The 21,067-nt window shown below is 63.5% G+C and carries 18 protein-coding genes; 9 read left to right on the top strand and 9 right to left on the bottom strand.

From position 1 onward, the window contains the following. Nucleotides 1–15: 15 nt before the first annotated feature. Nucleotides 16–1,719, bottom strand: coding sequence for an amidase (locus ACW5XD_RS04135; protein ID WP_456493763.1), 1,704 nt, complete (start codon nt 1,717–1,719; stop codon nt 16–18). A gap of 125 nt (nt 1,720–1,844) precedes the next feature. Continuing rightward, the gene (gene aguA / locus ACW5XD_RS04140; RefSeq protein WP_456493764.1) at nt 1,845–2,942 is read right to left on the bottom strand and encodes an agmatine deiminase; all 1,098 of its coding nucleotides are present in this window, start codon (nt 2,940–2,942) and stop codon (nt 1,845–1,847) included. 158 nt (nt 2,943–3,100) lie between these two features. Here aguA and ACW5XD_RS04145 point away from each other — a divergent pair, with 158 nt between their 5' ends. Next, nucleotides 3,101–4,054 (top strand): LysR family transcriptional regulator, encoded by a 954-nt coding sequence (locus tag ACW5XD_RS04145; protein WP_456493765.1) that lies wholly within the window; start codon nt 3,101–3,103, stop codon nt 4,052–4,054. Between the two features lie 164 nt (nt 4,055–4,218). Here the strand turns inward: ACW5XD_RS04145 and ACW5XD_RS04150 are convergent, their stop codons facing one another. Beyond that, nucleotides 4,219–4,785, bottom strand: coding sequence for a TetR/AcrR family transcriptional regulator (locus ACW5XD_RS04150; protein WP_456493766.1), 567 nt, complete (start codon nt 4,783–4,785; stop codon nt 4,219–4,221). A 187-nt stretch (nt 4,786–4,972) separates the two neighbouring features. Between ACW5XD_RS04150 and ACW5XD_RS04155 the strand changes: the two genes are divergently transcribed. From ACW5XD_RS04155 to ACW5XD_RS04165, 3 genes are all read left to right on the top strand, one after another. Next, entirely contained in the window at nt 4,973–6,010 is a 1,038-nt protein-coding gene (locus ACW5XD_RS04155; RefSeq protein WP_456493767.1) for an alkene reductase, read from the top strand. A gap of 206 nt (nt 6,011–6,216) precedes the next feature. Next, nucleotides 6,217–7,146, top strand: a complete 930-nt coding sequence (locus ACW5XD_RS04160; RefSeq protein ID WP_456493768.1) for a bifunctional helix-turn-helix transcriptional regulator/GNAT family N-acetyltransferase — start codon at nt 6,217–6,219, stop codon at nt 7,144–7,146. Next, nucleotides 7,143–7,604: an acyltransferase gene (locus tag ACW5XD_RS04165; protein ID WP_456493769.1), complete on the top strand. Its 462-nt coding sequence runs from the start codon at nt 7,143–7,145 to the stop codon at nt 7,602–7,604. Before ACW5XD_RS04160 ends, ACW5XD_RS04165 begins: the two co-directional genes overlap by 4 nt. Before the next feature lie 86 nt (nt 7,605–7,690). Here ACW5XD_RS04165 and prfC read toward each other — a convergent pair whose 3' ends face one another. Both prfC and ACW5XD_RS04175 read right to left on the bottom strand, forming a co-directional pair. After that, complete coding sequence (gene prfC / locus ACW5XD_RS04170; protein WP_098980750.1) at nt 7,691–9,280, bottom strand: peptide chain release factor 3; 1,590 nt, start codon at nt 9,278–9,280, stop codon at nt 7,691–7,693. Nucleotides 9,281–9,578: 298 nt separating this feature from the next. After that, entirely contained in the window at nt 9,579–11,441 is a 1,863-nt protein-coding gene (locus tag ACW5XD_RS04175; RefSeq protein WP_456494062.1) for a diguanylate cyclase, read from the bottom strand. Nucleotides 11,442–11,664: 223 nt separating this feature from the next. Here ACW5XD_RS04175 and ACW5XD_RS04180 point away from each other — a divergent pair, with 223 nt between their 5' ends. Beyond that, entirely contained in the window at nt 11,665–12,669 is a 1,005-nt protein-coding gene (locus ACW5XD_RS04180; RefSeq protein WP_456493770.1) for a diguanylate cyclase domain-containing protein, read from the top strand. Nucleotides 12,670–12,675: 6 nt separating this feature from the next. Here the strand turns inward: ACW5XD_RS04180 and ACW5XD_RS04185 are convergent, their stop codons facing one another. Continuing rightward, nucleotides 12,676–13,128 (bottom strand): Lrp/AsnC family transcriptional regulator, encoded by a 453-nt coding sequence (locus tag ACW5XD_RS04185; protein ID WP_456493771.1) that lies wholly within the window; start codon nt 13,126–13,128, stop codon nt 12,676–12,678. Nucleotides 13,129–13,265: 137 nt separating this feature from the next. Here ACW5XD_RS04185 and ACW5XD_RS04190 point away from each other — a divergent pair, with 137 nt between their 5' ends. After that, entirely contained in the window at nt 13,266–14,189 is a 924-nt protein-coding gene (locus ACW5XD_RS04190; protein ID WP_456493772.1) for a DMT family transporter, read from the top strand. On the opposite strand, the gene viaA is transcribed toward ACW5XD_RS04190, so the two are convergent. Both viaA and ACW5XD_RS04200 read right to left on the bottom strand, forming a co-directional pair. Continuing rightward, on the bottom strand, nt 14,136–15,590 hold the full coding sequence (gene viaA, locus ACW5XD_RS04195; RefSeq protein WP_456493773.1) for an ATPase RavA stimulator ViaA: 1,455 nt from the start codon (nt 15,588–15,590) through the stop codon (nt 14,136–14,138). The genes ACW5XD_RS04190 and viaA overlap by 54 nt on opposite strands. Nucleotides 15,591–15,660: 70 nt before the next feature. After that, a complete protein-coding gene (locus ACW5XD_RS04200; RefSeq protein WP_456493774.1) occupies nt 15,661–17,268 on the bottom strand; it encodes an ATPase RavA domain-containing protein in 1,608 nt (535 codons plus the stop codon). 237 nt (nt 17,269–17,505) lie between these two features. Here ACW5XD_RS04200 and ACW5XD_RS04205 point away from each other — a divergent pair, with 237 nt between their 5' ends. Next, nucleotides 17,506–17,976: a hypothetical protein gene (locus ACW5XD_RS04205; protein WP_456493775.1), complete on the top strand. Its 471-nt coding sequence runs from the start codon at nt 17,506–17,508 to the stop codon at nt 17,974–17,976. A 59-nt stretch (nt 17,977–18,035) separates the two neighbouring features. Next, nucleotides 18,036–18,485: a ribosomal protein S18-alanine N-acetyltransferase gene (gene rimI / locus ACW5XD_RS04210; protein WP_456493776.1), complete on the top strand. Its 450-nt coding sequence runs from the start codon at nt 18,036–18,038 to the stop codon at nt 18,483–18,485. Between the two features lie 18 nt (nt 18,486–18,503). On the opposite strand, the gene ACW5XD_RS04215 is transcribed toward rimI, so the two are convergent. Further along, nucleotides 18,504–19,049 carry a hypothetical protein gene (locus ACW5XD_RS04215; RefSeq protein ID WP_456493777.1) on the bottom strand — a complete coding sequence of 182 codons (546 nt, stop codon included), beginning with the start codon at nt 19,047–19,049 and terminating at the stop codon, nt 18,504–18,506. Between the two features lie 186 nt (nt 19,050–19,235). On the opposite strand from ACW5XD_RS04215, the gene ACW5XD_RS04220 reads away from it, so the two are divergent. Next, nucleotides 19,236–21,026, top strand: a complete 1,791-nt coding sequence (locus ACW5XD_RS04220; protein ID WP_456493778.1) for an AMP-dependent synthetase/ligase — start codon at nt 19,236–19,238, stop codon at nt 21,024–21,026. The last annotated feature ends 41 nt before the right edge of the window (nt 21,027–21,067 follow it).

Genomic DNA, 21,067 nt, shown 5'->3' on the forward strand with positions numbered 1-21,067 from the left:
AACTCACACCAGCAATCACGCCAACGGCGGCGTCCGCGGCGGCACCTTGCGCTTGCTGCCGGTGGACTCGAAGGCCGAGGCGACGCGCAGCAGGTTGTTGTCGTCATAGGCGCGACCGGCGAAGGTCAGGCCCACCGGCATACCGATATCGGCCATGACGCCCATGGGGACGGTAACGGTCGGCACACCGAGATGGCGAATGGCGAGGTTGCCGTTGGCAACCCAGATGCCGTTGCTCCAGGCGATATCGGCGGAGGCCGGATTCACGTCCGAATCAGCCGGGGCGACGTCGGCGACGGTCGGGAACAGCACGGCGTCGAGCTTGAGCCCGTCCATCCAATCTTCCAAGTCCAGCTTGCGGGTCTTTTCCAGACCGCGCAGGCCGTCCGGCACAGAGGCAATCTCGTCAAAGCGTTTGAGGCCGCGCTTGGCCATCTTGACGTACTCGTCCATGCCCGCCGCCAGATCGCCCTCGCGGTTCGGCAAGGTGCCCGGATCATGGGGGAAGATCTTGGGGCCATCCACATCGGCGAGCTTATTGAGCTTGGGATCGCCGTTGGCGCGCAGGAAGTCGTCGAACGCCCAGCCGGAGAGCTCCCACAGCTCGTCGTTGAGAAACTCAGGGCTCACGATGCCGCGATTGAACACGGTCGGCGCGCCGGGTCTGTCCCCTTCGCAGTTGGAAACCAGCGGGAAGTCCACTTCGATAACTTCCGCGCCAGCGGCTTCCAGCGCCTGACGGGCCTGCTCCCACAGGGCGATCACGGTCGGGCGGGTATGGATACGCTGACCGGTCGGGCCGCCGATGCCGGGGTTTTCGCTGGTGCCGGCCAGTTCATCCTTGTTGATAAACATGCGCGGCACGCCGAGGCGCTTGCCCTTGAGGGCATCAGGCTTGGCGGCCAGATCCAGATAGGAAGCCGGACGCACCTCGGAGGCCTTGGGCAGCTGCACCCAGGGCTGCATGCGCCAGAGATCGCCACGGGTGTCGGCATCGTCAGCCACTACCACATCCAGCACTTCCAAGAGATCGGCCATGGTGCGGGCATAAGGCACCACCACATCCATGGTCGGAGTAAGCGGCCAGTTACCGCGCACCGAGATGACGCCACGGGACGGGGTGTAGGCGCACAGACCGTTGTTGGAGGCCGGGCCACGGCCGCTCGACCAGGTCTCTTCGGCCAGACCAAAGGCGGAGAAGCTGGCGGCGGTGGCGGTACCGGCACCGTTGGAGGAGCCGGAGGCAAACGGCGCGGTCAGGTAGTCGGCGTTGTAGGGGCTCTCGGCACGGCCATAGACGCCGCGCTGCATGCCACCATTGGCCATCGGCGGCATATTGGTTTTGCCAAGGCAGATGGCACCGGCGGCGCGCAGGCGTTCAACGGTAAAGGCATCGCGCTGGGCCACCAGATCCTTGAAGGCCGGGCTGCCGGAGGCGGCGGTCAGCCCCTTGACCAGATAGCTGTCTTTGGCGGTGTAGGGGATGCCGTCGAGCGGGCTCAGGGTTTCGCCACGGGCACGGCGGGCATCGGAAGCTTCGGCTTCTTTCAGTGCATCCGGGTTGGCGACCACCAGGGCGTTGAGTTTGGTGGCAGTCTCGGGGCCGTTATAGGCTTTGATCCGGGCCAGATAGGCCTTGACCAGTTCGACCGCTGTGGTGCGGCCTGCTTCGAGCGCACCGCGCAGCTCGGCAATGGAAACCTCTGTCACTTCGATCATGGGGATCTCCTGTAAAAGGGTGACTGTTTGTGATGGTGGTCGCCGCATCAGCGCCTGCGACCATCACACCATCAAGAGATAAAACCCCACGGCGTGGGGTTTTGAATACCAACTGGAACCGGTTCTTACTTGCCGGAGGGGATCTGCTGGGTAATGCAGTGGATATTGCCACCGCCCAGCAGGATCTCGCGGGCCGGCACGCCGACGACTGTGTGATCCGGGAAGATCTCTTCCAGAATGCGCTGGGCTTCACCGTCGGTAGCGGCATCCAGCAGCGGGTAGACGATGCGATCGTTGGTGATGAGGAAGTTCACATAGGAACCGGCCAGACGACCTTCGGCCTCGCGCGGCACACCGGTACCGCTCTCGACGCCGGCAGACTCTTCCTGGGTGCAGTAGAGCGGGCCCGGCTGGGGCATCTTCCATACTTTCAGCTTGCGACCCTTGGCATCCACTGCCGCTTCCAGCACCTTGAGGGCGGCCAGGGAGCGGGCGTACTGGGGATCATTCTGGTCGTCAGTCCAGTGCAGGGCCACTTCACCCGGACGCACGAAGCAGCAGATGTTGTCGATGTGGCCGTCGGTTTCGTCCATATAGACGCCCTCGTCCAGCCAGATAAAGCTGGTGACGCCCAGATAGTCGCGCAGATAAGCTTCGATCTGTTCCTTGGTCAGGTGCGGGTTGCGGTTTTCGTTGAGCAGGCACTCGGCGGTGGTCATGCAGGTGCCTTCGCCATCGACGTGGATGGAGCCCCCTTCCAGAATGAGCGGCGCGGCGTAACGATCCATGCCGTGCTGTTCCAGCATCCGGGCTGCCACTTTTTCATCCTGATCCCAAGGGTAGTAGAGACCGCCCTTGTGGCCGCCCCAGGCGTTGAAGCCCCAGTCCACCCCACGGCATTCGCCTGCTGCGTTGGTGACTATGGTCGGGCCTGTGTCGCGGGCCCAGCAGTCATCGCTGGCCATTTCTACCAGGGTAACGTGGGCAGGCATGATGGCGCGGGCCTGCTCCATAAACTCGGCTGGCACCCCCATAAAGACAGGAGTGGCCTGGCCTATGGCATCGGCCACCTTGGCGAAGGTCGCTTGGGCGAAGCGACCGGCTTCACGCCAGTTGTCCGGGCGAAACGGCCAGATCATCCAGACGGCCTGCTGATGCGCCCACTCGGCGGGCATGGTGAAGCCGTCAGCGGCCGGCGTGGTGTTCATGGTCTTGATGCTCATAGCAAGGCTCCTTGCATGGATTGAGGCCCCCTATTTACGCGGGAAATCTGCGCGGGAACCCTGAAAAAATAACAGTGGGTTGCAGAGTAAGACGTTGCGCCCCCATCCATCAAATGAATAGGATGGATTGTCCCATAAGCACGGCAAATAATCTCACCATGAAATTGCACCAGCTCGACCTCAATCTGCTGCTTGCCTTTGACGCCCTGATGACGCAAGGGAGCGTGACCCGCGCCGCCGAAACACTCTTTATCAGCCAGCCGGCCATGAGCCATGCGCTGGGTAGGCTGCGCACCTTCTTCGGCGACCCGCTCCTGGTGCGCACCCCGCAGGGGATGCTGCCGACCCCGCGCGCCCAGCGACTGCATCTGGGAGTGCAACAAGCGCTGCGGCTGCTGGAGCAGCAGCTCTCGGACGAAGAGGTGTTCGAGCCAAGCCAGTCGAAGCGCCGCTTCGTGCTCTGCACCACCGATTACGTGGAGTGCGTGCTGATCCCGCCGCTCATCCAGCGCCTCAAGGGACTGGCGCCCGGCGTTACCATCGAGATCCGCATCCTGCGCGACACCTTGCCGGAGGCGGAGCTGGCGAGCGGCGAAATCGATCTGGTGCTGGGGTTTGACGAATACATGCAGGTGCCGGGATATCTGGGCAAGGAGACCTGGCTCACCGAGCCGCTGGCCGGGCTGGTGCGCGCCGATCTGCCGATTGCCAAATCGGCGACCACCGGGGCCGAGAGCGATCCCTCCCAATGGCAGGAGCGCATCACGCTTGAGCAGCTTATCGCCATGCCCCATGTGTTCCACTCGCCGCTCGGCACCTCGGAGGCAAGCCTGGACCGCTATCTGAAGACGCTGGGCTTCAGTCGCACCATCTCGGTCAACAGCCAGAGCTATATGTCCGCCGCCGCCATCGTTAGCCAGAGCGATCACCTGCTGGTGCTGCCCAGCATGGTGGCCGAGCTGCTCGCCAACCACTGGCCGCTCAAAAGCCTGCCATTGCCTGAAGACGTGCCGGATTATCACCTCAACTGCGTCTGGCATCCGGTGCATGCGCAGCAACCGGCCCTGGTGTGGCTCAAGAATCTGATGAAAGAGCTGGTTAATCCTGAATAACGGCTGCGCCTGGCATACCAAAGCACCATGTGCAGCAACCGGCACTGGTGTGGCTCAAGGATCTGATGAAAGAGCTGGTGAATCCGGAGTAATCCGGCTGCGTACGACATCCCCAGAAACAACAATGGCTCCCGCGGGAGCCATTGTTGTTTATCTGCCTGTCATCATGCCCGCAGGGCCGTCATCAGCTGGGTGACGACGCCATCGAGCAGGGCGCGGTCGGGGCGGCACTGGGCGAAGGTGACCAGACCCTGAATGTTGATGAGCAGGAAGGCGGTCAGGGTCGGGATGTCGCGGTCGGCCATCAGCTCGCCGTGCTGCTGGGCGAGACTCAGGATCTGCACCAGATCGGCGTCCAGCTCGGCATAGATGGCCTTGAGCCGCAGATGCAGCTCTTCGTCCTGCTCCGCCAACTCCATCAGGGTACGCGTCACCAGACAGGTGCCGCAGAGGGCATCGTTCACTATCTGGCTGAGGTAGGCCTGCACCCCCGCCAGCGGGCTCTGGCCGGCAAAGAAGCCACGGCGCAGCGCGCTTTTCTCCTGCACATAGTGATCGACCGCCGCCAGCAGCAGACCGCGTTTGTTGCCAAACGCCGCGTAAAGGCTGCCTGGATGCAACCCGGTCGCCGCCACCAGCTCCTGCATGGTGGTCTTGGCGTAACCCTTGGCCCGAAATGCCTCCATGGCATTTCGCAAGACGTCGTCCCGGTTGAACTCGGCGCTGCGCATGGTTTCTCCGTTGAAAAAACGATCACCGGCGCAAAGCCGATGAGGGGGAACAAAAAGGGCGGCAAGTTTACCCCAGCGGGCAGGCAACACCAACCCATCTTGAATGCTCGTTCAAAAAAGACTTGCGCACAAAACAAAAAACGTCTTGAATGCACGTTCAAGAATCACTCCCTCAGGACAGACGATCATGAATACCCTGTTTCAGCCCTATCGCCTCAACGACACCCTCACCCTCGCGAATCGCTTCATGATGGCACCGCTCACCCGTTGCATGGCCGGCCCGGGCCTGGTGCCCACCGAGCAGATGGCCGCCTATTACGCCCGTCGTGCCGATATCGGCCTCATCATCTCCGAAGCCACCATCATTCGTCCGGACGGCCAGGGCTATCCCAACACCCCCGGGATCTACAGCCCGGAGCAGATCGCAGGCTGGAAAAACGTCACCAGCGCCGTGCACGCCAATGGCGGCAAGATCTTCGCCCAGCTGTGGCACGTGGGTCGCCTCTCCCACCCCTTCTTCCACCATGGCGAGGTGCTGGCACCGTCCGCCGTCGCCCATGAGGGGACGGTGCCGCGCATGCGCGAGCTGGAGTATCAGGTACCCCGTCCCCTGACAGTGGCCGAGATAGGCCAGCTGGCCGAGGATTACGCCCAGGCCGCCGCCAACGCCATAGAGGCGGGCTTCGACGGGGTGGAGATCCACGGCGCCAACGGCTACCTCATCGATCAGTTCCTGCACCATTCGAGCAACCTGCGCAGCGATCAGTACGGTGGCAGCCCGGAGAACATGAGCCGCTTCGCACTGGAAGTGGTGGATGCGGTCAACGCCCGCATCGGATCCGAGCGGGTTGGCCTGCGCCTCTCCCCCGGCGCCTATGTGCACCTTGAGGGCGACCAGCGGGATCGTGCCGTGTTCGACCATCTGCTGAGCGAACTGAACCTGCGCGCCCTGGCCTATGTGCACCTGGGCATCTTCGATGACAGCCTCACCTTCGATTATCTGGATGGCCGCGCCTCCGACTACCTGCGCGCCCACTACGACGGCCATCTGGTGGGGGTGGGCAACTACAGCGCCGACACAGCCCTGGATGCCATCAAGGCCAACCGCTTCGACCTCGTCGCCATCGGCCGTCCGCTGATCGCCAACCCGGACTATCTCGCCAAAGTGCAGAAGGGCGAGACACTGGTTCCCTATGCCGACGCCATGCTGGCCGAGCTGGTCTAACGCTCGCTGGCACCTTGCCTGACCAAGGATGGGATCCGCGCCCTCGCGCGGGTTTCCAATGTTTGGGCCCCCTCCCGGGCCCTTTTTTGTGCCCGCTCATTATGCCCGCCGATTTCATGACCCTTCGCTGACCCAATAAAAAAGTTGCTAGTAACAACTAGTTGACTATATTGGTTGTTGATGACAACCAAATAGGAAGCCCTGATATGGATCCCCGCCCCCTGCGCGCCCTGTCGCGCGATCTGGTTCGCGAACTCGGCATGCTCTCCCAGCAGTGCGGCGAGCTGGCGCTGACCCCGCTCGAAGCCCATCTGCTGATTGAGCTGGAGAACGGCCCCGCCACCAACCAGCAGCTGGCAGAACGGCTGCGCATCGACAAATCCAACGCCAGCCGTCCGCTGGCGCGACTCGCCGAGCGCGAGCTCATCAGCTGGCACCCTCATCCATCCGATGGCCGCAGCAAGGAGGCGCGCCTCACCATCGCCGGCCAGGCCCAGCTGCTGGATCTGCATCAGGAGATGGACAACGCCATGGAAGAGACCCTGGCCCAACTCACCCTGAGCGAACGCGAGCAGCTGTGGGCCGGCCTGCGCCTCTACCGCAGCGCCCTCTCCCGCGCCCGTCGTCAGCAAGGCTATCGCATCCGTCCCATCACAGCCGCCGACAACCCTCATATCGCCGCCGTGGTGCGCGCCGTCTCCGCCGAATACGGCCTCACCGCCGACAAGGGCTATGGCGTGGCCGACCCCAATCTGGATCGGCTGCACGAGACCTATCGGGGGGAGAAGAGCCGCTACTGGGTGATCGAAGGGCCCGACGGCATCCTTCTCGGCGGCGGCGGCATAGCGCCGCTGGCAGGGGAAGAGGATCGGGTCTGCGAGCTGCAGAAAATGTACTTCATGCCTTCTCTGCGCGGGCTGGGGCTGGGACGGCGACTGGTGTTGCAGGCGCTGGACGAGGCGAGAACCCTGGGTTACCAGCGCTGCTATCTGGAAACCACCGAGGTGCTGCGCGAGGCGACCACACTCTATGCATCCCTTGGCTTCGAGCACCTGCCGGGGCCGCTCGGCTGCACTGGCCACGACGCCTGCGAGATCTGCATGGTGCTGACGCTGATGCCGGACAGTGCGACATGAACGGCCCGACTCGCCTGACGGTCGGCATCCGTGATGTGCAGTTCGGAGAGCGGGTGAAGCTGGTTGAACCGGTGAATCTCTATGGTTGTTCCCTGGCCGACGATGTGTTCGTTGGCCCCTTCGTCGAGATCCAGTCGAACGTCAGCATAGGGCCGGGCACCCGGATCCAGTCCCACAGTTTTATCTGTGAGCATGTCACCATCGGGGCGCACTGCTTTATCGGCCACGGCGTCATCTTTGCCAACGATCTGTTTCGGGAGGGAGCCCCGGATCCGGACTCTGCGAACTGGGGCCGGACCTTCATCGAAGATGAGGTCTCCATCGGTTCGAACGCCACCATATTGCCGGTGCGGATTTGCCGGGGTGCCGTCATAGGTGCCGGCGCCGTGGTGACCCGCGACATCCTGATCCACGGCACCTATGCGGGCAATCCAGCCCGGCTGCTGCGCGCCTTTTAGTGCCACGAGACGCAGATAAACAGAGACCCCGCCTAAGCGGGGTCTCTTGTCATGGGTCGTCAGCCAATATGGCCAGCCAGCCGCGATCAGTGTTCGCGAGTCTGACGGAAGTGAACGTCCGGGTGACGCTCCTGAGACAGACGCAGGTTGACCATGGTCGGGGCTATGTAGGTGAGGTTGTCACCGCCATCCAGCGCCAGGTTCAACTCGTTCTTGCGCTTGAACTCCTCGAACTTCTTGACGTCGGTCCCTTCCACCCAGCGGGCGGTGGAGACGTTGACCGCCTCGTACAGGGCCTCGACGTTGTACTCGCTCTTCAGACGCGAGACCACCACATCGAACTGCAGCACACCGACGGCGCCGACGATGAGATCGTTGCTGATGAGCGGACGGAACACCTGCACGGCGCCCTCTTCGGAGAGCTGCACCAGCCCCTTGAGCAGCTGCTTCTGCTTGAGCGGATCACGCAGGCGGATGCGGCGGAACAGCTCGGGGGCGAAGTTCGGGATACCGGTGAATTTGAGATCCTCACCCTGGGTGAAGGTGTCACCGATCTGGATGGTGCCGTGGTTGTGCAGACCGATGATATCGCCCGCGACGGCCTCGATGGCCTGCTCCCGATCACCGGCCATGAAGGTGACGGCGTCTGAGATGTTCACGTCCTTGCCGATGCGCACATGGCGCATCTTCATGCCCTTGCTGTAAGTGCCGGACACCACGCGCATGAAGGCGATACGGTCGCGGTGTTTCGGATCCATGTTCGCCTGGATCTTGAACACGAAGCCGGAGAATTTCTCCTCGGTCGCCTCGACCAGACGGCTCTCGGCCTTGCGCGGCATAGGCGCAGGCGCCCAGTCGGTCAGGCCATCCAGCATGTGGTCGACGCCGAAGTTGCCGAGCGCGGTACCGAAGAAGACCGGGGTCATCTCGCCGGCGATGAAGGCCTCGTGATCGAACTCAGGAGAGGCGCCCTGCACCAGCTCCAGTTCACCGCGCAGCTGGGCCGCCAGATCCTCGCCGATGGCGGCGTCCAGATCCGGGTTGTGCAGGCCCTTGACCACCCGCTTCTCCTGGATGGTGTGGCCCTGACCTGTCTGGTACAGATAGACCTCATCCTTGTAGAGGTGGTAGACACCCTTGAAGGACTTGCCGCAGCCGATGGGCCAGGTGATGGGGGCGCACATGATCTTCAGCTCGCGCTCCACCTCGTCCATCACTTCCATGGGATCGCGCACTTCGCGGTCCAGCTTGTTCATGAAGGTGAGTATGGGGGTATCGCGCAGACGGGTGACTTCCATCAGCTTGCGAGTTCTGTCTTCAACACCCTTGGCGGCGTCGATGACCATCAGGCAGCAATCGACCGCCGTCAGGGTACGGTAGGTATCTTCGGAGAAGTCCTCGTGACCCGGGGTATCGAGCAGGTTGACCAGGCAGTTGGCATAGGGGAACTGCATCACAGAGGTGGTGATGGAGATACCGCGCTGCTTCTCCATCTCCATCCAGTCGGATTTGGCGTGCTGGCCCGAGCCACGGCCCTTGACGGTACCGGCGCGCTGAATGGCCTGTCCGAACAGCAGGACTTTTTCGGTGATGGTGGTTTTACCCGCATCCGGGTGCGAGATGATCGCAAAAGTGCGTCTCTTGGAGACTTCACTCAGAAATTCAGCTGACATAATTCAACGTTCTTCTATTGAGCGATGGCCTTGGCCACCGTGGGAATAAATCCGGGATGCCGCATTCGACTCACGGCACATTTGCATGTATGCGGCCTCGGGTCCGCCGGCATACACAGGACTGCATGCAACTAACGCCACGCGGGCCGGCATCGAGGCCAACCGGGTGGGACAGGGGAAGCGGGTTGCATTACATGGGTCTTCTCGCCTGAGTCAAAGCAAAATTGCGCGACATTATACCCGCGCGAGTGAAAAATACCCAGCCCGGCTTAGGGCCGTTCGCGAAGGGCGCCGGAGCGCCCTACTCGGCCCGCATCACCCGATTGCGGCCAGCCTGTTTGGCCCGGTACATGGCCTCGTCGGCCCGCTGGATCAGATCCCCCAGACTGTCGTCGAGGGGGCTGTATTGGGCACAGCCTATGCTGACGTGCACCGGATGCCCCTCCGGCATTCCCTCGATGCGCAGCTGGGAGACCCGATGGCGGATCCGCTCCGCCACCTCGACCGCCTCCGCCATGCAGGTGTCGGGCAACAGCACCAGAAACTCCTCGCCGCCGTTACGCCCCACTCTGTCCAGGGTGCGCAGCTGGGCGGCGATACACCCGGCGACGGCCGCCAGCACCAGATCCCCCATGTGGTGACCCAGCCTGTCGTTGACCTGCTTGAAATGGTCTATGTCCAGGATCAGCACGCACAGGGATTTGCCCTGCTCTCTCGCCTGCTTGAACCAGGCCTGCCCCTGGGCCTGGATCTGGCGGCGGTTGTGAATGCCGGTGAGCTCATCTGTCATGGCGAGCCGGCGCAGCTTGCGGGAGCGGTTGAACTGATGCAGCACCAGCATGCCCATCACCACCAGCAATAACACCACCACCACGTATTGCCATTGCCGCCGCTCCTGCAGTTGCTTGAGCTTGGCCTCCTGCAACAGCTGCTTGGTCTTGAGGGCCTGATTCTCCAGCTCCTTGCGGGCCAGATCGAACTCGAAACGCATTTGCAGGGAGCGCTGCTCCCTGAGCACCCGTTCAAGGGCCTGCCGGGTCTGCACGTACAGCTTGAGGCTGGCCAGCGCCGCATTGACCTGGCCCTGCTGTTCGAGAATGCGAGCCCGCACCTCGTAGACCCGCGCCAGGAAGCGCTGGTTCTTCTCCCTGGCGAAGATGGGTTCGGCATGCGTCAGGTAGTAGAGCGCCTTGGTCGGATTGCCCAGTGCATCCTCTGCCATGCCCATCACCAGTTGCCAGTGACCCAGGGTCACGCTGTCGGTGTCCTCACGGCTGCGCAGGGCCACATTGGCCTGCTGCAGCTTGGTCATGGCCTCCCCCACCTTGCCCTGATTGATCAGGATGGTGGCCATTTCGATCTGGATCCAGGCCAGCGAGCCCTGCTTGTGCTGCGAGCGATAGAGCTGCTCGGCCTGCGTCATCAGCGGCAGGGCGCGGTCATACTCCCCCATCTCGGCATAGAGCAGCCCCTGCTGGGAGCGGATGTCCACCAGCCGCTCCTGATCCCCCAAGGAGCTGTAGTCATGTTCCAGCTCCTGAAAGTAACCTTCTGCCCGTGCATAGAGCCCCATGCGGCGGTAAGCATTGGCAATCTGGGACAACACCTCCCGTGCCTTGCCATCCAGCCCAAGCGACTCGAAGCGCTTGTGCGCCTCGATGAGATCCATCAGACCTTCCGCCAGCTCCCCCTGATAGGCATACATATCACCACGGTAGCTGAGGATGTCGGCCTCCTGCACCCGATCGCCGAGCCGGCGCGCAAACGTAAGCGCCTGTTCATAGTCAGCCTTAGCCTGCTCCATATTGCCCAGCATCTGCTGATAAAAACCGCGACAGGTGAGCAGACCGGTCTCGGTGATCCTGTCCTTGCGCTCACGGGCGAGGGCCAGTTCCTTGTTGGCAAAGGCCACCACGCCGCGATATTGGCTGTCTCGCTCGGCAGGTATGGCCCAGCACTGCAGCCGGACTATACGGCCCTGCACCTCGGGCGGATAAGCGGCACGGCTCGCCATCAGGGCGGCGATGCGCAAGCGGAAGATGCGATCAGGCTGGAATCCCTCCTCCAGCAGTTGCAACTCTCGGGATAACTGGGGCTCGGTGAGCGGCGCCCGGGTAGCCCACGCGGGGGCGCCACACAGGCTGGTCAGCAGGATCAGGGTCATGATGCGTTTCATGCCGGTTCGGTTTCCCCATTCGGTGACGCTGGCACACAAACGTGCCCACTAGCACCATCATATCTTGCCTTGTTCCAACGCACAGCAAACGCAGTACCCGAGGGAAAAAACGCCAGTTCTGGGTGGCTCTCACACTGGCGTTCTCATCCCCTTTACAGGAGGAAAGTCAGCATCGACTATAGGCGCATCCACCACAGGGAAGAGTGAGTTCATGACACACGAGGAACTGCAGGCTGCCTATGACAGGCTGCTGCAGGAGAATGAGCGGCTAAAGCGGGTCGCCGAGGATGCACGCGAGAAGCTGGATGCCGCCATGGACGGCACCGGCTTGTGCATCTGGCAGAATCACGTCCCCAGTGGCAAACTCATCATCTTCAACCGACGCTGGGGCGCCATGCTCGGGTTTCAACCCAAGGAGCTGTCGGCCCACTTCGACGTGTGGCGCGAACACCTGCACCCGGAAGACAGGGAGCGGGTGTTGCAGGCTTTCTTCGATCATCTGAGCGGCAAGAGCCCGTTTTATCAGGCAATGCACCGCATGATCGCCAAGGATGGCAAGGTCACCTGGGTACTGGATCGGGGCCGGGTGGTGGAGTGGGACGAAGAGGGCAACCCGCTGCGGGTGATGGGCACCCACATCGACATCACCCACGAGAAGGAGTACGAGCAGCAGCTTGCCCAGCTGGCCCACCGGGATCCCCTCACCGGCCTGCTCAACCGCACCGCACTGCAACGCCAGTTCCCGCAGACGTTCGAGGCCATCTGCTTCATCGATCTCGACGACTTCAAGCAGGTCAACGACAACCTGGGCCACAGGGCCGGGGACGAGCTGCTTATCGCCCTCACCCGGCGACTCAAGGCCTGCTGCGAGGAGGGGGTCAGGATCGGCCGACTCGGCGGCGACGAGTTCGTGTTGCTGCTGCCCTGGCCGAGCGAGGATCCCCGTACCAGCCACCTGGCCCGCCGCTGCATAGACGCCATCTCGACCCCGTTCGAGCTGCCCAATGGCGACGCCGCCGTGGGACTGAGCATGGGGATAGCGGCGATCCGGCCACAGGATGACTTCAGCACGGCGCTGGCCCGGGCCGATCAGGCCATGTACAGGGTCAAACGCAGCGGCAAGCGGGGCTTTTACGTCTCCCAGCCGAGTGGTCAGCCGCTGCTGGATCAGGAGCAGGTGAATGAGCGCGGGCTCGGCCATCAGCCCGGCACCTGAACCTGGTCAAATGGGCAGCGGCCCCATCACCTTGACCGCGCGAATGGCGAAGTGGCTGCTGATGTCGTTGACCATGTCCTGTGATTGCAACCGCCGGACCCACTGCTCGTAGGCGGGCAGATCCGGCACCACCACCTCCAGCAGATAGTCGTAGTTGCCGGAGACGGTGTGACAGCTGATCACCTCCACCATGGCCGCCACCGCCTGCTCGAAAGCCTCCACCAGCGGCTCCCTGTGCTGGCTGAGCCGCACGTTGACGAAGATGGTGATGCCAAGACCAAGCTTCTCCCGCGCCAGCACGGCGCGATACCCCCGAATGTGCCCCTCTCCCTCCAGTCGCTTCAGACGCCGGGCACAGGGGGAGGCCGACAATCCGACCCGCTCCGCCAGCTCCACTGTCGTGAGGCGCCCATCCTGTTGCAGCAGCCGCAGCAGATATAAATCAATCCTGTCGAGCATCTTGGTGATATCCGGTAAAAATCCCTTTTGGATTGGCTGAAACTAGCAATTACACCCGAATTTCTCAAACAGTTTGCCCTGCAACACCCTCCCCCCTGGCGAGATAATGACCCGGGACACGCCATGGAGGGAGCCCGATGTCATTCACACTGTCACCCCGTTGCAGCGGCTGGGCCGCCGCCCTCGCCACCATGCTGCTCTGGTCCGGTTTCTTTCTCTCCCTGCGCCTCGGCGCCGAGGAGAAGCTCCCGCCACAGGCGCTGGCGCTGCTGCGCTTCGGCATCCCGGCCCTGCTGCTGCTCCCCTATTACTGGCGTCACCGCATCCGCCTGCGCCGCACGCCCCTGCGCTGGCAACTGGCCATGCTGGCGGGGGCCGGTCTACCCTTCTTCTGGCTCGGCGCCACCGGCATGCAGCTGGCCCCTGTGGCCCAGGGCAGCGCCCTGATCCCGGGTACTGTGCCCCTCATGGTCAGCCTGCTGGGCCTGCTGCTGTGGCGCGCCCCCTGCCCCGCGCAGCGGCGCTGGGGGCTCGCCCTCATCGCGCTGGCCACCGCGATCCTGTTGCTGGGCGGAAAACCGGGATTGTGGCAGGGACAAGTCTGCTTTCTGGCGGCGGCCCTGCTGTGGGCCCTGTTTACCCTGGCGGTCAGGCGCAGCGGACTGGCGGCGCTGGATGCGGCCGCATTGGTGGCGGTGCCGTCGGCCCTGTTGCTGCTGCCGACGCTCCTGTGGAGCCCCTTGCCCGCCGTGAGCCATGCCAGCGTCTGGCTATGGCAGGGCCTGCTGCAAGGGATCGGCGCCGGCTTGCTGGCGGCGCTCTGTTACGCCCACGCCATCCGCACTCTGGGCGCCGAGGTCAGCTCGGCGCTGGGCTCGCTCACGCCCGTGATGGCGGCCATGCTGGCCTGGCTGCTGCTGGGGGAAACCGTCACGCCGCCGGTGTGGCTGGCGCTTGGCCTCTTGTGTATCGGGGTTGTGCTGGCCAGTCTGCCGGCACGGCGTGTTTCAGCTGCGCTGCCAGCGCCTCAACAGCCGGCCGCGCAGGCCGCAGTCGAGTAGCCAGCTGTTGTCGAACACCCGCAGCAGCGCCGGCTTGGCGTGGCGGGACATGGCGACGGCATGGAAGCGGGTCTGCTGTTTGCGCTGGCGGTTCATCCGATCCAGCAGGGCGTGCGGCAGACTCTGGGCGATGAAGTCGGAGACCACCAGCACATCGGCCCTGGCGAAGGCGGGATCATCGAGTTTGATCAACGCCTTCTCGAGGCAGGGCACCAGATCGGTGCCGCCGTGAAAACTCATGGAGAGGAAGCGCTCCGCCTTGTCCAGCCCCGTGTCTGCGGTGATCTCCAGGGTCGCCACCTCGGTAGAAAACAGCATCAGATAGCAGCCCCGCTTCTCATCCATCGCCACCTTGAGCAACGCCAGAAACAGCGCCTTGGCGCACTCCTCCGGATAACCGCCCATGGAGCCCGAGGTATCGATGCAGACGATGAAGGGGCCCCGCTGTTGCAGCTGATGGCCTCCCAGCTCGGGGGTGCGCAGCAGCAGGCGCTGGCGCGGCAAGGTGCCCCGCGACTGGTAGCTGAGCAGGCGCCGCTCCAGATAGCGGCGATAGAACTCCAGCTCGAGCTCAGGCAGGGCCAGCATCACCGCCTCGCTCGGCAACAGCCGCATCAGGTCGCTGGCGGGGTGAATGCCCACCAGATCGTCCGGCACGTCGTCGGTCTGCACCTCTTCCAGTTCGTGCACCTGCACCGGCGGCACCGGGGATTCATTGGCCCAGTTGTCCTGCTCGCTGCGCCCCAGCAGGTTGGCTATCTCGGCCAGCAGGGGCTCGCGCTGCAACATGCGAGCGTACTGCTTGATCAGCACCAGGCTGCGCTTGTGCCAGCTGCCCTGGGCCAGATCCCAGAGGCCGCCGGCGGAGATCTGGTTCGGATCCAGCGCATCGGCCAGGGTGCGGCTCGCCAGCAGCTGATCTTCTATCTCCTGGCGCTGCTTCTCCCGCTCCGCCTCGGCGATCTGCTGCTGCAGTTGCAACAGGCTGCCCACCAGGCTGGTGCGCCACTTCTCCATCAGCAATAGCCGCTGACTGTCGGTGGGGTGGGCCATGATCTGGCGCACCAGGCTGCGCGCCTCGCCGGCGAAGGGGCTGAACTGTTCCAGCCCGTCCAGCAGGGTCGGCAGCCGCCCCATCAGCTCGGCCAGCGGCAAGCCCTTGTGCGCCTGATACAAGCGGTACTCCTGCTCCAGCGCCACCGGCACCGGTTTGTGGCGCATCTCTTCGCCGAGCTGCTCGCTCCAGCGCCGGATGCGCTTTTGCAGCAGCTTGCCCTGCAGCGGGGAACGCTTGATGAATTCGGAGATCTTGGGCGCCGAGGCGAGCAGCAGCGCCATCTCCCCCGCCAGCTCTCCCTCGCCGATGAGCAGCCCCAGATCCATCATGCCGATCTCAAGCATGGATCCTCCCGTGACGGCTCACTGCGCCGCCAGGCGCCATTCGCTTGCTTGCCTCGCCCGTGTGCATGGCTCAGGCGTCCAGCTTCGGCAGGCGATCGTGCCAGTGGCTGATGTCGCTGCGCAGCTGCTCCAGATCCCGGTTCAGCACGAAGAAGCTGTCTTCCACCTGCTGCAGCCAGTGACGGCCGATGAAGAGGTGCTGCTGATGGCGCTCGAACAGGCCGCGCTGACGCTTGAGCTCCTGTTGCAGCAGGCCGCTCTCGGCCAGCAGTCCGGTGAGCGCCGCCTGCCAGGGGGCGATCACCACCTCGGGGATGGCCGTGCGCTCCACCAGCACCAGCGGGATCTGCTGGCGTTGCAGGTCCAGCACCTGCAGTCGCAGCTCGTCGTCCAGCACCAGCTCGTAGTGCGCCTCCTTGGGGTTGCCGAGCGGCCAGCCCACCAGCGCCTCGCCAGTCGGATGCCAGTGCGACAGCAGGGTGCGATCGAACACCAGGGTCTCGATCAGCCTATCCGGATCATCGCCATCCAGCGCCGCCGGAGTGAGCAGGTTGAAGTGCACCAGCTTGCCAAACGGACGGGCATTGGCCAGCGGGATCTGGATGCCGCGGGCGCGGCGTCCAAACCACTGCTGACGCTGTTTCGCCTTGCAGCACAGGCGCTGGGCCACCGCGCTCCTGAGCTGCTTGAACTGATCGCGCAGCCCCATCAGCTGGCGGGTCATGGCCAGTTGCTGGTAGCCGTAGAGGCGGGAGAATTCGGTCATCATCTCCAGCAGGGCGGTGCGGGAGGCATCGTCGTGCCAGAGGCAATCCTTGAACAGCAGCAGATCCAGGGGGGCCACCTCGTCGCGGCCATTGAAGAAGGCGCTCGCCTTGATGAGCCTGACCGCCTTCTTCCAGCGCCGATCCGACACGTAACAACTATGGGCCAGCTGGCTATCGAGCTGCTGGCGCAGCTGATAGATGAGCTCGAAGCAGTCGTCGGGCAGCCGCACCTGGTCGATCTGCACCTGCCAGGCCTCATACTCCTCGCTGTGGATCTGCACCGAGGGGGGCAGGTTCTGATGGGACTGGCCATCGCTCGCCAGCATGGCCTGGAAGTTGGCCTTCTCCTGCACCCTGTCCATCCAGATCCGCACCAGCATGCGATCGTAAAGCGCCTCCAGCCCGCTGTCCGGTGCCGGCAGCTCGTTGGAGGCGGTCACCAGCAGCCGCATGGGGATGGGGTGCTGGCTGTCACCGTTGCGAAACTGTCGCTCGTTGATGGCGGTGAGCAGGGTGTTGAGGATGGCGGGGCCCGCCTTCCAGATCTCGTCGAGGAACACCACCTCGGCCTCCGGCAGATAGCCCGTGGTCAGCCGCAGGTACTTGCCATCCTCCTTCAGCGCCTGAATGGAGAGGGGGCCGAACACCTCCTCCGGCGTGCTGAAGCGGGTCATCAGGTATTCGAAGTGCCGCGCCTCGTGGAAGGCCAGCTTGAGGCGGCGGGCGATCAGGCTCTTGGCGATGCCGGGCGGGCCCAGCAGGAAGACGCTCTCGCCGCTGAGGGCGGCCAGCAGGCCGAGCCGCAGGGCATCCTGGCGCTCATACAATCCCTCGCCGAGGGCCGACAGCAGGCGTGGCAAGCGTTCATGAATGGGGGCAAGGCGAAGATTCTGTGGTGCTAAAGGTGGCATAAGCGCACTTCCGATACTGGGGTTGTCTGGAACCGGCACACCCGCGACTCGGTCGAATGTTCCCTGTTCTGCTGATTGTATTGTGTCGAGGTCACCTGCGGAAAAAACCGGCGGGCACATGGGCGCTGGGCCACCACTCCTGGCTAAAACATACCGCAAAAGATGCAGCAAAACGCGTTCGAGTGTACCCTGCGCAGAGCTTTTTTCACCAATGCAGATCAAGACAGAGCCACAGCCATGCAAGATCCCGAGCGTCAGAACGCACATCAGACGCCATCCCTTGAGCAAAGCGGCCTCACGCCCGACCTGATGCGTCAAACCCTGTTGGCCCGGATGGGCATACAGAGCTGGCAACTGCGCCGCCCGGCCCTGCTGGGGGCCCAGGCTGCCCCAGCCGAGGCAACGCCTGCTCGGGATGTGTCCGTCGCGCAAGCTCAACCGGTGCTCGACCTGCCGCCAGCCGGCAAGCTCTGGATCCTGGCCCCTCGCCTGCCCGCCCCGACCCTGCTGGCGGATCTCTGCCAGCTGCTCGGCATAGGCGTCGACGAGGTGACGCTGCTGACCACGCTGCCCGCCGGGCACAGGCCCCCCCAGCTCTGGCTGGAACGGGCCGACCCCGCCTGGCCCGATGCGCTGGTCTGCCCGCTCACGCCGACACCGGCCCAGAAACGGGCGCTGTGGCAGCAACTCAGATCGCGCTCCGGTTAAGCGACCCTGTCGCCCGGATCTGCCCCCCTTTCCTTCCGCCGCCCCGACCCGGAGCCACCATGCCTGAGTTTCGTCCCCTGCTCGAGACAGATTTCGAGCTGATTTACCCCATAGAACAGGCCGCCCACAAGGAGCCCTGGAGCCAGGCCAACCTGATCTCCTGCTTCGGGCCACGCTATCTCAATGGCCTGATGCTGCTGGATGGCCGCCCCGCCGGTTTCTACATCTCGGATCTGGTGGCGGGCGACAGCTCGCTGATGAATATCTGCGTGCACCCCGACTTTCAGGGCAAGGGGCTGGGACGGGCGCTGCTGAAGGAGTATCTGGCGCGCAGCAAGGCGAAGGGGGCCGAGGCCTGGTTCCTCGAGGTGCGGGCCGGCAACAGGACCGCCATCAATCTCTACGAGAGCGAGGGGTTTGCCGAGTATTGCCGCCGGGCCGACTACTATGGCACCGGCCAGGATCGGGAAGACGCCGTGCTCATGTCACGCCTGTTCGACTTCGGCTAGACCCCCTGTCCTTGGTGCTTATAGCAGCGGCGCATTGTCGAGGGCCGGATCCTGCAGACTCTGGGTGCTGTGCAGCACGGCTTCGAAGCCGGCCGCCGACAACGGCATGAAGAAGCCGCGCTGCCAGGTGACGCCTGGCATCCAGATCTGCTGGAGATCCACCACTATCTTGATGGGCTTGAGCGGTTCCCCCGGCTGCTGCACATAGATGCCGGGCGGGGTCGCCACCTGCGGGAAGCGGCGCAGTATGTGCTCGCTGCCATCCCCCGCATCCGGATTGAGCCGCACCTTGACCAGCTTGGCCAGCACGGGCGCCATCTCCTCCGACTGCCACAGGGTCGTCTCCAGCAGCTTGCAGCGCCGGCATTTGGCGCGCTCGATCACATAGAGCAGTGGATATCCCTTGTGCAGGGCTAGCTGCTGCGCCTTGTCGTAGCCCTCGGCGCCACTCAGCCAGAGATTCTGCTCTTCACCACCCGATCCTCCTAGCGCGAACCAGAGCCCGCCAGCCCCGGCCAGCACCAGCAATGCCCCTGTGACCATCCCCTTGATCCCGACACTCATTGTTCACCCTCCCTGAATGACTCCTCTTGGTCATCGGCCATCATGCCTCAAGCTCGCCCTGATTGCTGACTTTGTGATCCAAGACAAATAGCGCACACTTGTAAGCTGTAATCTTAGAGTTTAAACTCCAGCGCGATTTTTAGTGCCCCTGCGGGCGTACAACTGTTACTTGAGGATGTTTGACTGATGCCGAAACTCCATCTGGTTCGACTGATGCGTGAACGTATCGCCCGGCTTGGCAACAAGGCCGCCCTGCGCGTACAACAGGATGGCCAGTGGCGTGCCATCGGCTGGCGAACCCTGGGACAGGCCATGGACTACTGCGCCCAGGCGCTGATCCGTGCCGGCCACCAGCCCACCGAAATGGTCGGCCTCTACGCCCGCAACATGCCGGAGTGGACCCAGGCCGATCTCGGCATCCTCGCCGCCCGCGGCGTCAGCGTGCCCATCTACCCCACCAGCACCCTTGAGCAACTGCGCTATATCGTACGTGATGCCAACATAGGTCTGCTGTTCGTCGGCGAACAGGCCCAGTTCGATCAGGCGCTCACCCTGTTGAAGGATGGCGAGATCCGCCAGATCGTCGCCCTCGATGGCAAGGTCAACCTGCGTGACTGCCCGGCGGCCAGCCACTTCCAGGCTTTTCTGGTCTCCGGCAACCATCAGGCCAGCGAGCAGGAGTTGCGGGTACGAGAAACCCAGTACCGGATGGACGACCTGCTGACCCTGATCTACACCTCGGGCACCACGGGTGAACCCAAGGGGGTCATGCTCGATTTTGCCAACATCGCCGCCTGCTTCGAGATGCACAACAGCCGCCTCGACCTCAACGAGCAGGATGTGTCGCTGTGCATGCTGCCGCTCAGCCACGTGTTCGAGCGCGCCTGGACCTACTACGTGCTCTACTGCGGCGCCGAGAACGTCTATATCCGCGATCCGCAGAAAGTGATGGATGTCATCGGCGAGGTGCAGCCGACCGTGATGTGCGCCGTGCCGCGCCTCTACGAGAAGGCCTACGCCATGATCCAGGCCAGGGTGGCTCAGGCGCCACGCCTGCGTCGAGCCCTGTTCGGCTGGGCCACCGGCGTCGGCAAGCAGCTGGTCTCAAGCCGTCAGGCCGGCAAGGCGACCTCGCCGCTGCTCTACGCCCAGCTCTGGCTGGCGGAGCGACTGGTGTTTCGCAAGCTGCGTGCCCGCTTCGGTGGTCGCACCCGCTTCCTGCCGGTGGCGGGCGCCCGCCTCGCCGACGACGTGAACTTCTTCTTCCAGGCCATGGGGCTCAACCTCAAGTACGGCTATGGCATGACAGAGACCACGGCCACCGTATGCTGCTACGAAGACCACCAGTTCAAGCTGGGCTCCATCGGCACGCCCCTCAGCGGCATAGAAGTGAAGCTGGGTGAGAGCAACGAGCTGCTGGTGCGTTCCCCGACCGTGATGCGCGGCTACTACAACAAGCCGGACGCCACCGCCGAGGTGATGACCGAAGACGGCTTCCTGCGTACCGGCGATGCGGGCGAGCTCGACAGCGACGGCAACATCTACTTCACCGAGCGCCTCAAGGAGCTGATGAAGACCTCCAACGGCAAGTACGTGGCGCCGCAACTGGTGGAAGGGACCATAGGCAAGGATCGCTTCATCGAGCAGATCGCCATCGTCGCCGATGCCCGTCACTTCGTCTCGGCACTGATCGTGCCCTGCTTCGAGTCGCTGGAGGAGTACGCCCGCTCCATCAACCTGCAATACCAGTGCAAGACGGAGCTGCTGCGCAACTCCCGGGTGATGGAGTTCTTCGATGCCCGCATCCAGGATCTGCAAAAGGAGCTGGCCAAGTTCGAGCAGGTGAAGAAGTTCACCCTGTTGCCGAGCGCCTTCTCCATGGAGCTGGGGGAGATCACCCCCACCATGAAGTTGCGCCGCAAGATCATCGAGGCCAAGTACCAGAGCGAGATCGAGGCCATGTATAACCATGTCTGAGCACCATCACGTCTGAGCCAGCCCAGGTTCGTGGAAATAAA

This window comes from Aeromonas enterica (genome assembly GCF_054052465.1).

Bases quoted from the DNA above. Each gene is read 5' to 3' on its own strand.
- ACW5XD_RS04155 (WP_456493767.1), top strand. From the start codon at position 4,973: ATGAATACCCTGTTTCAGCCCTATCGCCTCAACGACACCCTCACCCTC.
- ACW5XD_RS04180 (WP_456493770.1), top strand. From the start codon at position 11,665: ATGACACACGAGGAACTGCAGGCTGCCTATGACAGGCTGCTGCAGGAG.
- viaA (WP_456493773.1), bottom strand. From the start codon at position 15,590: ATGCTTGAGATCGGCATGATGGATCTGGGGCTGCTCATCGGCGAGGGA.
- ACW5XD_RS04135 (WP_456493763.1), bottom strand. From the start codon at position 1,719: ATGATCGAAGTGACAGAGGTTTCCATTGCCGAGCTGCGCGGTGCGCTC.
- ACW5XD_RS04215 (WP_456493777.1), bottom strand. From the start codon at position 19,049: ATGAGTGTCGGGATCAAGGGGATGGTCACAGGGGCATTGCTGGTGCTG.
- ACW5XD_RS04190 (WP_456493772.1), top strand. From the start codon at position 13,266: ATGTCATTCACACTGTCACCCCGTTGCAGCGGCTGGGCCGCCGCCCTC.
- ACW5XD_RS04220 (WP_456493778.1), top strand. From the start codon at position 19,236: ATGCCGAAACTCCATCTGGTTCGACTGATGCGTGAACGTATCGCCCGG.
- ACW5XD_RS04205 (WP_456493775.1), top strand. From the start codon at position 17,506: ATGCAAGATCCCGAGCGTCAGAACGCACATCAGACGCCATCCCTTGAG.
- ACW5XD_RS04150 (WP_456493766.1), bottom strand. From the start codon at position 4,785: ATGCGCAGCGCCGAGTTCAACCGGGACGACGTCTTGCGAAATGCCATG.
- ACW5XD_RS04200 (WP_456493774.1), bottom strand. From the start codon at position 17,268: ATGCCACCTTTAGCACCACAGAATCTTCGCCTTGCCCCCATTCATGAA.
- ACW5XD_RS04160 (WP_456493768.1), top strand. From the start codon at position 6,217: ATGGATCCCCGCCCCCTGCGCGCCCTGTCGCGCGATCTGGTTCGCGAA.
- rimI (WP_456493776.1), top strand. From the start codon at position 18,036: ATGCCTGAGTTTCGTCCCCTGCTCGAGACAGATTTCGAGCTGATTTAC.
- ACW5XD_RS04175 (WP_456494062.1), bottom strand. From the start codon at position 11,441: ATGACCCTGATCCTGCTGACCAGCCTGTGTGGCGCCCCCGCGTGGGCT.
- ACW5XD_RS04185 (WP_456493771.1), bottom strand. From the start codon at position 13,128: ATGCTCGACAGGATTGATTTATATCTGCTGCGGCTGCTGCAACAGGAT.
- ACW5XD_RS04165 (WP_456493769.1), top strand. From the start codon at position 7,143: ATGAACGGCCCGACTCGCCTGACGGTCGGCATCCGTGATGTGCAGTTC.
- aguA (WP_456493764.1), bottom strand. From the start codon at position 2,942: ATGAGCATCAAGACCATGAACACCACGCCGGCCGCTGACGGCTTCACC.
- ACW5XD_RS04145 (WP_456493765.1), top strand. From the start codon at position 3,101: ATGAAATTGCACCAGCTCGACCTCAATCTGCTGCTTGCCTTTGACGCC.